The sequence below is a fragment of the Enterobacteriaceae endosymbiont of Donacia clavipes genome, assembly GCF_012570365.1.
GTDB lineage: Bacteria > Pseudomonadota > Gammaproteobacteria > Enterobacterales > Enterobacteriaceae.
Map to the genome: position 1 here is coordinate 98,448 of NZ_CP046208.1, position 12,118 is coordinate 110,565.

The 12,118-nt window shown below is 17.5% G+C and carries 13 protein-coding genes and 1 tRNA gene; 10 read left to right on the forward strand and 4 right to left on the reverse strand.

The window, feature by feature from the left end; translation table 11 throughout:
• The first annotated feature begins 6 nt into the window (after positions 1-6).
• The 7 genes from infC to tyrS all read left to right on the forward strand — a co-directional run bounded on the left by infC (position 7) and on the right by tyrS (position 6,438).
• Positions 7-546, forward strand: a complete 540-nt coding sequence (gene infC / locus GJT92_RS00515) for a translation initiation factor IF-3 (protein ID WP_168919860.1) — start codon at positions 7-9, stop codon at positions 544-546.
• A gap of 46 nt (positions 547-592) precedes the next feature.
• Positions 593-790: a 50S ribosomal protein L35 gene (rpmI, locus tag GJT92_RS00520; protein ID WP_168919562.1), complete on the forward strand. Its 198-nt coding sequence runs from the start codon at positions 593-595 to the stop codon at positions 788-790.
• Positions 791-826: 36 nt separating this feature from the next.
• Positions 827-1,174 (forward strand): 50S ribosomal protein L20, encoded by a 348-nt coding sequence (gene rplT, locus GJT92_RS00525; protein ID WP_168919563.1) that lies wholly within the window; start codon positions 827-829, stop codon positions 1,172-1,174.
• A gap of 71 nt (positions 1,175-1,245) precedes the next feature.
• Positions 1,246-2,241 (forward strand): phenylalanine--tRNA ligase subunit alpha, encoded by a 996-nt coding sequence (gene pheS / locus GJT92_RS00530; RefSeq protein WP_168919564.1) that lies wholly within the window; start codon positions 1,246-1,248, stop codon positions 2,239-2,241.
• Positions 2,238-4,355: a phenylalanine--tRNA ligase subunit beta gene (pheT, locus tag GJT92_RS00535; RefSeq protein WP_168919565.1), complete on the forward strand. Its 2,118-nt coding sequence runs from the start codon at positions 2,238-2,240 to the stop codon at positions 4,353-4,355. The genes pheS and pheT overlap by 4 nt, the downstream gene beginning before the upstream one ends.
• A gap of 156 nt (positions 4,356-4,511) precedes the next feature.
• On the forward strand, positions 4,512-5,132 hold the full coding sequence (locus GJT92_RS00540) for a riboflavin synthase (RefSeq protein ID WP_168919566.1): 621 nt from the start codon (positions 4,512-4,514) through the stop codon (positions 5,130-5,132).
• A 22-nt stretch (positions 5,133-5,154) separates the two neighbouring features.
• Entirely contained in the window at positions 5,155-6,438 is a 1,284-nt protein-coding gene (gene tyrS / locus GJT92_RS00545; protein ID WP_168919567.1) for a tyrosine--tRNA ligase, read from the forward strand.
• Positions 6,439-6,461: 23 nt separating this feature from the next.
• On the opposite strand, the gene GJT92_RS00550 is transcribed toward tyrS, so the two are convergent.
• Positions 6,462-6,534: transfer RNA gene (locus GJT92_RS00550), tRNA-Val, on the reverse strand.
• Positions 6,535-7,123: 589 nt separating this feature from the next.
• Entirely contained in the window at positions 7,124-7,300 is a 177-nt protein-coding gene (locus tag GJT92_RS00555; protein WP_168919568.1) for a hypothetical protein, read from the reverse strand.
• A gap of 737 nt (positions 7,301-8,037) precedes the next feature.
• Here GJT92_RS00555 and grxD point away from each other — a divergent pair.
• Complete coding sequence (gene grxD / locus GJT92_RS00560; protein ID WP_168919569.1) at positions 8,038-8,355, forward strand: Grx4 family monothiol glutaredoxin; 318 nt, start codon at positions 8,038-8,040, stop codon at positions 8,353-8,355.
• An 8-nt stretch (positions 8,356-8,363) separates the two neighbouring features.
• Here grxD and rnt read toward each other — a convergent pair whose 3' ends face one another.
• Together rnt and tsaB are read right to left on the reverse strand one after the other, a co-directional pair.
• Entirely contained in the window at positions 8,364-9,005 is a 642-nt protein-coding gene (rnt, locus tag GJT92_RS00565) for a ribonuclease T (RefSeq protein WP_168919570.1), read from the reverse strand.
• Positions 9,006-9,287: 282 nt separating this feature from the next.
• Positions 9,288-9,968, reverse strand: a complete 681-nt coding sequence (tsaB, locus tag GJT92_RS00570) for a tRNA (adenosine(37)-N6)-threonylcarbamoyltransferase complex dimerization subunit type 1 TsaB (protein WP_168919571.1) — start codon at positions 9,966-9,968, stop codon at positions 9,288-9,290.
• Positions 9,969-10,206: 238 nt separating this feature from the next.
• Between tsaB and hslV the strand changes: the two genes are divergently transcribed.
• Together hslV and hslU are read left to right on the forward strand one after the other, a co-directional pair.
• Positions 10,207-10,740 (forward strand): ATP-dependent protease subunit HslV, encoded by a 534-nt coding sequence (hslV, locus tag GJT92_RS00575; protein ID WP_168919572.1) that lies wholly within the window; start codon positions 10,207-10,209, stop codon positions 10,738-10,740.
• A 14-nt stretch (positions 10,741-10,754) separates the two neighbouring features.
• Entirely contained in the window at positions 10,755-12,074 is a 1,320-nt protein-coding gene (gene hslU / locus GJT92_RS00580; protein WP_168919573.1) for an ATP-dependent protease ATPase subunit HslU, read from the forward strand.
• Positions 12,075-12,118 lie beyond the last annotated feature (44 nt).

Genomic DNA, 12,118 nt, shown 5'->3' on the forward strand with positions numbered 1-12,118 from the left:
TAAAATATTAAAAGTGGAAAAAAAATAGTACAATTATTACGACCTAATAAAATAAATAAAAGTATTAAAAGTAATATTGTAAGATTAATAGGATTAAAAGGAGAACAAATTGGTATAATTAGTTTAAAAAAAGCTTTAACAAAAGCAGAAAATACCGGATTTGATTTAGTTGAAATTAGTCCTAATGCTGTACCTCCTGTATGTCGTATAATGAATTATGGTAAATTTTTGTATGAAAAAAATAAAATTTATAAGGAACAAAAAAAAAAACAAAAAATAATACATTTAAAAGAGATTAAATTTCGTCCAGGAACTGATATAGGAGATTATAAAGTTAAATTACGTAATTTAATTCGTTTTTTAAAAAAAGGAGATAAAATAAAAGTTACCTTAAGATTTAGAGGTAGAGAAATGATGCATACTAAACTTGGATTTTTTATGTTAAATCGTATAAAAAAAGATTTAGAAAATTTAGCAATAGTTGAATCATTTCCTAATAAGGTAGAAGGTCGACAAATTATAATGACATTAATTCCAAAGAGATAAAATTAATAAAAAATTAATTTTATTAAAAAAATTTAGGTTAAAAAATATGATAAAAATTAAAACAGTACGAAGTGTTTCAAAACGTTTTAAAAAAACAAGTACTGGATATTTTAAACATAAACAAGCTAATTTAAGACATTTATTAACTAAAAAAAGTAAAAAAAATAAAAGATTTTTAAGACAAAAAAAAATAGTGAAAAAAGGAGATACATATTCATTAAAAATTTGTTTACCTTATTTATAAAAATAAATATTTTAAATATAAAAAGGAGTTTTTTATATGGTTAGAATTAAACGTGGTGTTACTTCAAAAGCTAGACATAAAAAAATATTAAAACAAGCAAAAGGTTATTATGGATCAAGATCTAGAACCTATCGTTCTGCTTTTCAAGCTGTTATTAAATCAGGACAATATTCTTATAGAGATAGAAAACAAAAAAAAAGAAAATTTAGACAGTTATGGATTATGAAAATTAATGCGGCTGTACGACAAAAAAAAATTTCTTATAGTAATTTTATATATAATTTAAAAAAAAATAATATTAATATAAATAGAAAAAATTTAGCTGATATAGCTACATTTAATAATTCATCTTTTAATAAATTAATACAATATTCAATTAAGTAATTTTATTTATTAAATTTTTATATTTTTATATAAAAATTTGTATTTTATAGTATATTAAAGAGAATATTTCTATGAAATCTGATGATTTAATTATTACTTTTAAAAAAGAAATTTCTGCAATAAAAGATATTGTTAATTTAAATATATTAAAGATAAAATATTTAGGGAAAAAAGGTTATATACCTTCTCAATTTTTACTTATAAAAAAATTAAATAAAAAAGAAAAAATTAATAAAAGTATTATTATTAATAATCAAAAAAAACAAATTAAAAAAATAATAAAAAAACGTATAAAAGAAATCAGATTAATAAAAAATAATAAACAATATTTAAATCAAGAAATAGATATATCATTGCCAGGAAAATTTATTAAAATAGGTTCCGAACATCCTTTAAATTATATTATTAAAAAAATTGAAAATTTTTTCATAAAAATAGGATTTCAAATAGTTACAGGTTTTGAAATAGAGGATAGTTTTCATAATTTTGATGCATTAAATATTCCTAAATATCATCCAGCAAGAACAGAAAAAGACACATTTTGGTTAAATAAAAATATTTTATTACGTACACAAACTTCTAACATTCAAATTAGAATAATGAAAAAAGAAAAACCTCCTATACGGATATTAACTTCTGGAAAAGTTTATCGTAATGATTACGATAGTAATCATACACCAATGTTTCATCAAATAGAAGGTTTATATATTGATAAAAAGGTAAGTTTTTCAGATTTAAAAGGAATATTATCTTTATTCTTAAATTTTTTTTTTGAAAAAAAATATCAAATACGTATTAGACCTTCCTATTTTCCTTTTACAGAACCTTCTTTAGAAATGGATATTTTAAATAAGAATAAAAAATGGATAGAAGTTTTAGGAGCGGGAATGGTGCATCCTAATGTATTAAAAAATGTTAATATAAATTTTTCTAAATATAATGGATTTGCTTTTGGTATAGGAGTAGAACGATTAACTATGTTATATTATAACATAAATGATATTCGTTCATTTTATGAAAATGATTTACGTTTTCTTAAACAATTTAAATTGAATAATTTTATATGATTAAATTTAGTGAGTCATGGTTACGTGAATGGTTAAAAAGTGATGAAAATATTAGTATTTTATCTAAAAAATTAACAAAATTAGGTTTTGAAGTAGAAAAAATCGAACATATTCGTATAAATAAAAATTATGATAATATTTTATATATAAATATTCCATTTAATAGACCAGATTGTTTAAGTATATTAGGTTTATCCAGAGATTTATCTACTTTATATAATAAATTTTTTTTTCAAGATCTTCATACTAATTTTTTGAAAAAAACTAAAAAATATAGTATAAATATTTTTTTTGATAAAAAAATTAAAAAAAAATTATATCAATATAATTATTGTATAATAAAAAATATTAATTTTCAAAAAAAAAAATTTGTAATTATTAAAAATAGATTACATCAATTAGGTTTATATATACATAAAAATCCGTTATTAAATATTCGTAATTATATATTTTTAGAATTAGGTTATCCTATCCAATTTTATGATTTTAATAAAATTAAAGGAAATATCTATATAACAAATAATAAAAAAAATAAATTAAATTTTATTGATGTCGAAAATCAAAAAATTAATTTTGAAAATAATAATTTATTAATCATTAAAGATAATAATAAAATATTATCTATACCTGCAATGACTCAAAATAAAGAAATAATGGTAGGATTAAATACAAAAAATATTTTAATAGAATGTCTATTGTTAGATAAAGTATATATAAATTCACTTTTTAAAAAATTTAATTTTTATAATAATATTTCTAATATGTATACTAGATATTTAGATCCATTAATTACTAAAAAAGTAATTATAAGAACAATAAACTTATTATTAGAAATATTTAAAGGGGAAACAAGTAATATATATTCATTTAATATAGATAATTTTAGTTATATTCCTAAAAAAATAACATTATTTTTTAATAAAATAGATAAAATTTTAGGTTTTAATATTAATAAAAAAAATATAAAAGAAATTTTAATCAAATTAGGTTTTTTTATTATTAAAGCAACAACTAATTATTATATTATACAAATACCTAGTTGGCGTAATGATATAGATATAGAAGAAGATATAATAGAAGAAATTATACGTGTATATGGATATAATAAAATTCCAAATAAAGTAAAAATATATTTAACTAAAAAGAATATTTTAAAAAATAATAAATTTAAATTAAAAAATGATAAAATTAATATAAAAAGAATTAAAAATATATTAATTCAGAAAGGATATTATGAAGTAATTAATTATAGTTTTGTAAATCCTAAAATACAATCTATTTTATATCCTAAAATAAATTGTATTAAAATTAATAATCCTATTACAAAAGAAGCATCTGTAATGCGTAATTCATTATTATATGGATTAATAAATAATATTATTTATAACCAAAATAGACAACAAAAAAATTTACGTTTTTTTGAATATGGTTTATGTTTTTATAAAAACTCAGAAAAAAAATTAGGTATATTACAAAAATTTGTATTATCTGGTATAGTTAATGGTAATATATATGAAGATTATTGGAATGAAAAAAATAGACTTATTAATTTTTATGACCTAAAAGGTGATTTAGAATCTATTTTTAATTGTTTTATTAAAAATAATAAAATTGAATTTTATAAAAATTATAAAATAACAATTTTACATCCTAATATAAGTTCATTAATTTATTTTAATAATATATATATTGGATATATCGGCATGTTACATCCTCAATTAATTAATTATTTTAATATAGAAAATAAAAATACTTTTTTTTTCGAATTATTTTTTAATAAAATTATTATTAATAATATTTTTTCTATTAAAAAAGTTATTAATTTACCAATTAATCGTAGAGATATTTCTTTTTTTATTAATAAAAATATTTATTTTATAGATATTTTAAATAAATTAAATTCATTAAATATAAAAGAAATAATCAAAATAAATATATTTGATGTATATAAAGATAAAAATATTCCTGCAGAATATAAAAGTATTACTTTAAGTTTATTTATTCAAAATAAGAATTATACTTTAAATGAAAAAGAAATAAATTTTATTTTAAATAAATGTATTTTAGAATTAAAAGAAAAATTTAAAATTTTATTAAGAGACCATATTATTTAATATAATTTAAAAAAATTTTAAATTATTTAGAAATTTATTTAAATTAATAAAAATTTATTTTTATTTATTATAATTAATTAAATATCTTTTATTATAAAAAACAATAATTATTTGTTAGTATACAATTCATAAATATACTTAAGAGCTAAGTGTAAAATGTTTACAGGAATTATTCAATCCATAGGTCAAATTAAAAATATTATTTTTAAAAAAAATTTATATTTTATTTATATAAAAATACAAAAAAAATTTAAAAAACATTTAAAAATAGGACAATCAATTTCTAATAATGGATGTTGTTTAACAATTATTAATTTATATAAAAATATAATTGTTTTTAATATAATAAAACAAACATTTGATATAACCACTTTTAAAAAAATTAAAATAGGTGATTATTTAAATCTTGAAAAACCTATGAAAATAAATGATTTTATTGGAGGACATATAGTTACAGGACATATTACTGATATAGCTAAAATTATTAATATTAAAAATTATAATTTATTTAAAATTTTATGGATAAAACCAAATAATATTTTTCAAATGAATTATATTTTTCAAAAAGGATCAATATGTATTGATGGTATTAGTTTAACAATAGATAAAAAATTAAAAAAAGAATTTAGTGTTAATATAATACCAGAAACATTATTAAAAACTACATTATCAAATAAAAATATTAATGATTACGTAAATATTGAAATTGATTTATATTCTCAAATTATAGTTAAAACAGTAAAAAAAATTTATCAAAATAATATTAAATATATTTAATAAAATAATTAAAGGAATATGGATGACAGTAAAAAAAAAAATAATAGATGTTATAGAAATATTAAAAAATCGTAATATTTTATATCAAGTAACTAATAAAAATAATTTATGTAAAATTTTAAAAGAAAAAAATATTAATCTTTATTGTGGATTTGATTTAACAGCAGACAGTTTACACATAGGTCATCTTATACAATTAATTACACTACAATATTTTCAAAAATTAGGGCATAAACCAATAATTTTATTAGGAGGAGCTACTAGCTTAATTGGTGATCCTAGTTTTAAATTAAAAAAAAGACAAACTAATTCAATAGAATTAATAAATACATGGTTACAAAAAATTAGTTTACAATTAGAAAATTTTTTAGATTTTGATTGTAGTAATTGTGCAAATATAATTAATAATTACGAATGGTTTCATAAAATGGATATTTTATTTTTCTTAAAAAAAATAGGAAAATATTTTTATATTAATAATATGATGAATAAAGATTCAATAAAAAAAAGAATGACGAATAATAATTTAGAAGGTATATCTTTTAAAGAATTTTCTTATAATTTATTACAATCTTATGATTTTGCTTACTTAAATAAAAATTTTAATGTTATCCTCCAAATTGGAGGATCTGATCAATGGGGACATATTGTCTCAGGTATTGATCTTGTAAAAAAAATAAATAAAGAAAAAGTTTTTGGTTTAACTACAAATTTAATTATTAAAAATGATGGCACAAAATTTGGAAAAACAGAAAATAAAACAATTTGGTTAGATTCCAAAAAAACTAGTCCATATAAATTTTTTCAATTTTGGTTAAATATTCCAGATTCAATAGTATTTAATTTTTTATATATGTTTACTAATTATGAAATAAATTTTATTAACCATTTTAAACAAAAAAATCAAAAAATTAAAAAAGATAGTCCTCAATATTTATTAGCTGAATATCTTACAAAAATAGTTCATGGTGAAAAAAAATTAAATATATCAAAAAAAATAACTAATTTACTTTTTAATAAAAATATAAATAATTTATCAGAAAAAGAATTTTATATATTATTAAATAATATTAATAATCTTTATTTAGAAAATAAAGAATTTGATTTATCAACAATTTTAATTTTAAGTAAATTTGTATCATCTCGTACTAAAGCTTTTATTATGATTAAATCACATTCAATATATATAAATAATGAAAAAATATTAGATAATTCATTTATTTTTACAAAATATTATAAAAAATTTAATCATTTTACTTTATTACGTAAAGGGAAAAAAAAATTTTGTTTAATTTACTGGAAATAAAAAAATATTTAATTATGATTTTATGCGTTCTAGAGGATTTGAACCTCTGACTTTCACCATGTCATAGTGACACTCTAACCACTGAGTTAAGAACGCATTTATAAAATAAATATTAATAATACATATATAATATATATTATTATTTTAATAGTCAATTTTTTGTATTTTTATAATACGTAATATGATTTAAAATACTGCAATTATTAATTTAATTTATAAGTTTAATCTAAAAACCTGATGAATTAATTAGAGAGATATAATAAAATTAGTAATAAACAAAAAATAACAAATAGATAAATTTATTATCCAATAAGAAAAAATGTAATTAAAAAATAGATTTAGTATCTTTATATCTTTTTAAAATTTCAGATCCAATAACTTAAATAAAGTCTAAAATTTAATAAACAAATACTAATAAAATTATATATGAAAATAAATTTATAATATTTATGTTAGAATTATATAATGATGTTATTTTATTTTTTAAAATAATACTTATAAAAGTAATAAAAAAAGATATCATAATTTTTATAATTTATGAAATCCAACTAATAATTTTTGTTTTATCTTTATAACCTAAACCAAGATAAAATTCTATTATTATAGTCGTGAAAATACTTAAAGATAAAGGAATAACAAAAATTAATGAAATAAAATCTAAAATTATTTGATGACTAATAATATTTTATATTTTCATATTAGAAAATATTAGTAAAAAAATAATACTAAATAATATTACTTCAAAAAAGATAGATAATCCAATAAAAATTCCTAATTTTAATAATTTTATTAAAATTCTAATATTAAACTTATTAAATAAATTAAAATATTTAACATTATTAAAAAATTTAGATTTTAACATATATCTTATGGTCATAAAAAATATTATTTAATATATTAAAATAACAGCATTCCTTAAAATTCTGATATATATTGTTTAAATCTATATATACAAAAAAATTAGGTATATATAAAATTACTCTAAACCAACTAATTAACATATCTTTAGATAATAAATGATAAACCTATACATTAGTATTTTAATACTTGTAATAATAAATATCCAAGTATATTGTATGGAAGAATTTTTAAATAAATTTTTAATTTAAAATTAAAAATTTATTTTTAGATAAAAAGGATATTAAAAAACTAATTTTATAAAGAATAAATATTATTATACAAAATAATATTATTACTAATAAATATTATTGTTGTATATATTTTGTTATATTTTTTTATTGTTAGATTTATTTATTTTTATAATAATTATTAATAGAGGTAATAAAATTACCATGACTAAATAATATTATTGGTAGTAATAAATGTATAACTAAAATTAAAATAGCTATATTTAATTAGACATAATAGTATTCATAATATTTATTAAAAGACATGATATTTGTGTTAAAATAATTAGTTTTCTAATATTAGATAATTTTTTATTTCAATTAAATATTTTTGCATATATTTTCTTTATAATTTTAATATTTATTAAATTTACATAATAAAGTATATATATAAATATATTTATAAAAAAATTTGAAATTATTTTATATGATTAATATAATTATATTAATTTAAAATAAATTAAGGAATTTTATGAGAATTTTTCAAAAAATTAAAGAACAAATTAAAAATAATCCTATTATTTTATATATGAAAGGAACTCCTAATAATCCTCAGTGTGGTTTTTCAAATAAAACTATAAAAATTATTTTACATTATAAAGTAAAATTTACTTATATAGATGTTTTAAAAAATCCTGATATTAGAATTTTTTTACCAAAATATGCTAATTGGCCTACTTTTCCTCAATTATGGGTAAATAATAAATTAATAGGAGGGTACGATATCCTATATTCATTACATAATACAAAAAAATTAAAAAAAATTTTAAATTTAAAAGAAAATAATTAATTTAATATTTAAAATAAAAATTTTGGAGGCCATCCTCCTATTTCTTTCCATTTATTAACTAATTTACAAAATAATTCAGCAGTACGATTAGTATCATATAAAGCTGAATGTGCTTGGTTATTATCAAAAGAGATACCCATAGCATGACATGATTTAGCTAAAACAGTTTGTCCTAAAATTAAACCACTCATTGAAGCAGTATCAAATGTTACAAAAGAATGAAATGGGTTATAATTTTCCATTTTTGTACGTTTTATAGCTTCCATAATAAAACTATGATCAAAACTAGCATTATGTGCTACTAGAACTGCTTTTTTACATTTATTATTTTTTATATCTTGAGAAATTTTTGAAAAAATAATTTTTAAAGCTTTATTTTCAGTTATAGCTCCTCTTAAAGAAGTATTAATATTTATACCATTAAAAGCTAATGCATCGTGAGATATATGAGAACCATTAAAAGGTAAAATATGAAAATGTAACATTTCATTTTTTTCTAACCACCCATTATTCATTTTTAATGTTATTAGACTAATTTCTAATATAGCATTATATTTTGAATTAAATCCTGAAGTTTCAATATCTATTACAACAGGGTAAAATCCTCTAAATCTAGAAGATAAAAGATTAAATTTTGATAATTTATTCATTTTTTTAGAATTTTAAATATATTTATATTAATTTTATATACACAAATAAATTATACTTTTATGCAAAAAATTACAAGTATAAAATATTATAAATATTTTATAGTCAAATTATTTTTTTAAAATAACATTTTAATTTAATTTAAAAATTAATTAATTAAATATAATTATAATAATTATTATTAAAAAATAATATAAATAAAAATAAAAATTTATATTTGAATTAAATTTTTAAATAAAAATAAAATTTATATAAAAAATACTAATTATATATTAAATTTATATTTAAAAAATATTTTTAATATAATTAATCTTATAATGTTTTTTTATTTTTTTTTTATTTAATAAAATATTATCAATAATATTAATAATTTCTTCTGATGAATTAGATAAATTTTTAATAAAATATATTTTTAAATTTTTATTTAATTTTTTTTTTATATAAAATCTTATATTTTCACTAATATTAGAAGTTAAAACCCATACTCCTTTCAATATTAAAATTTTTTTTAAAAAATCATTATAATTTAATAAACATTCACTATTTTTACCAATCCATAAACCTTTAAAATTTTTTTTATATAAAGCGAAATATATATAATTTTTATTACATTTTATTACAGTTATTATATTTTTAATTCCAGTTAATTTCCAAGATTTTTCAGCAATAATCATTAAATGAGATAAACCTATTTTAGGAATATTAAGAGCATAAGACATACTGTCAATTGTAGCAATACCTATTCTTAAACTTGTAAAATTACCAGGTCCTAAATTACATCCTAATAAATTTAAATTAGATAATAATATATTATTTTTTTTTAGAATATTATGAATTAAATATAATATATATTTTATATGTGAATAAGGACAATATTTTTTTTCATTATAAATAATATTTTTACTTTTTAAAGTAATAAGACAATATTCAGTAGAAGTATCAATAGCTAAAATATTTTTATACATAAATTTTTTTTATTAATTAATTAAATATAAATTTATTGTTTAAAATTTAAATTATGTTATAATTTTACTGTTTTTGATAGAATTAAAACTATTTTTTATGAAAAAATTGTAATATTATATAATAATTATTTATTTAATTAAATTAAATTTTATTAAAAACATTATTTATATAAATATTAATATTTAATATTTTAGTGTTATGAGATATAAAAAATAATAATTGAGGATAATGTAACTCATGACAACAATAGTTAGTGTAAGAAAAAATGAAAATGTAGTTATTGGTGGTGATGGACAAGCTACTCTTGGTCATATTATAATGAAAGGAAATGTAAAAAAAATTCGTAAATTATATAATAATACAGTAATTGCTGGTTTTGCTGGAGGTACTGCAGATGCTTTTACACTTTTTGAATTATTTGAACAAAAATTAGAAATATATCAAGGAAATTTAACAAAATCTGCAGTAGAATTAGCAAAAGATTGGAGAACAGATCGTATTTTACGTAAGTTAGAAGCATTATTAGTAATTGCGGATAAAGTTACTTCTTTAATAATTACAGGTAGTGGAGATGTAATTCAACCTGAAAATAATATAGTAACTATTGGTTCTGGTGGTCCATATGCACAAGCTTCTGCACGTGCTTTATTTGAAAACACTAATTTAAGTGCATATGAAATAGTAAAAAAATCTTTAAATATTGCAGGAGATATTTGTATATACACTAATCATAATTTTACAATTGAAGAATTACCATCTAACAAAGCATGAGGAAAATGCTAATTATGTCTGAAATGACTCCAAAAGATATCGTTAATGAATTAAATAAATTTATTATTGGTCAAGAAAATGCAAAAAAAGCTGTAGCTATTGCATTAAGAAACCGTTGGCGACGTATGCAACTTAATGAAAATTTAAGACAAGAAGTTACTCCTAAAAATATATTAATGATCGGTCCTACTGGAGTAGGAAAAACTGAAATTGCACGTCGTTTAGCAAAATTAGCAAATGCCCCTTTTATTAAGGTAGAAGCAACTAAATTTACTGAAATTGGTTATGTAGGAAAAGAAGTAGATTCTATTATTCGGGATTTAACTGATGTTGCAATAAAAATGATACGCATAAAAGAATTTAAAAAAAATTGTGATAAAGCAAGAAAAATGGCCGAAGAAAGAATTCTTAATGTTTTAGTTGCTAATAAAAATAATTGGAATCAAGATGATAATATTAAATCTATTCGTGAAAAATTAAAAATTAAATTAAAAAAAGGATTATTAGATAATCAAGAAATTGAAATTAATATATCAAGTTCCCCAATGGGGATTGAAATTATGGCACCTCCAGGTATGGAGGAAATGACAAGTCAATTACAATCATTATTTCAAAATTTAGGAGGTAACAAACAAAAAAAACGTAAATTAAAAATTAAAAATGCTATTAGATTATTATTAGAAGAAGAAGCAAATAAATTAATTAATAATGAAAATATTAAACAAAAAGCTATAGAATCAGTAGAACAAAATGGTATTGTTTTTTTAGATGAAATAGATAAAATTTGTAGAAGAAATAATAATATATCTTCAGATGTTTCACGAGAAGGAGTACAAAGAGATTTATTACCATTAGTAGAAGGATGTACAATTTCAACAAAACATGGAATGGTTAAAACAGATCATATTTTATTTATTGCATCAGGATCATTCCAAATATCTAAACCATCTGATTTAATTCCAGAATTACAAGGTAGATTACCTATTAGAGTAGAATTAAAAGCTCTTACTAGTAACGATTTTGAAAGAATTCTTATAGAACCTAATGCTTCTATAACAGTACAATATAAAGCACTTTTAGCAACTGAAAAAATAAATATTATCTTTACTAAAGATGGTATTAAGAGAATAGCTGAATCTGCTTGGAAAGTAAATGAAACAACAGAAAATATAGGAGCAAGAAGATTACATACTGTTCTTGAACATTTAATGTCAGATATTTCTTATGAAATTGATAAATATAATAATAAATCAATTTTTATAGATAAAAATTATGTAAGTAAACATCTTGACTCATTAATCATAAATGAAGATATTAGTAGATATATTTTATAATAAATTTATTATTTTATTTTTATGTAAAAAAACATTATTATAAT

Coding starts and splice junctions, on each gene's coding strand:
- rpmI (WP_168919562.1), top strand. CDS start 593: ATGATAAAAATTAAAACAGTACGAAGTGTTTCAAAACGTTTTAAAAAA.
- rplT (WP_168919563.1), top strand. CDS start 827: ATGGTTAGAATTAAACGTGGTGTTACTTCAAAAGCTAGACATAAAAAA.
- pheS (WP_168919564.1), top strand. CDS start 1,246: ATGAAATCTGATGATTTAATTATTACTTTTAAAAAAGAAATTTCTGCA.
- pheT (WP_168919565.1), top strand. CDS start 2,238: ATGATTAAATTTAGTGAGTCATGGTTACGTGAATGGTTAAAAAGTGAT.
- GJT92_RS00540 (WP_168919566.1), top strand. CDS start 4,512: ATGTTTACAGGAATTATTCAATCCATAGGTCAAATTAAAAATATTATT.
- tyrS (WP_168919567.1), top strand. CDS start 5,155: ATGACAGTAAAAAAAAAAATAATAGATGTTATAGAAATATTAAAAAAT.
- GJT92_RS00555 (WP_168919568.1), bottom strand. CDS start 7,300: ATGTTAAAATCTAAATTTTTTAATAATGTTAAATATTTTAATTTATTT.
- grxD (WP_168919569.1), top strand. CDS start 8,038: ATGAGAATTTTTCAAAAAATTAAAGAACAAATTAAAAATAATCCTATT.
- rnt (WP_168919570.1), bottom strand. CDS start 9,005: ATGAATAAATTATCAAAATTTAATCTTTTATCTTCTAGATTTAGAGGA.
- tsaB (WP_168919571.1), bottom strand. CDS start 9,968: ATGTATAAAAATATTTTAGCTATTGATACTTCTACTGAATATTGTCTT.
- hslV (WP_168919572.1), top strand. CDS start 10,207: ATGACAACAATAGTTAGTGTAAGAAAAAATGAAAATGTAGTTATTGGT.
- hslU (WP_168919573.1), top strand. CDS start 10,755: ATGTCTGAAATGACTCCAAAAGATATCGTTAATGAATTAAATAAATTT.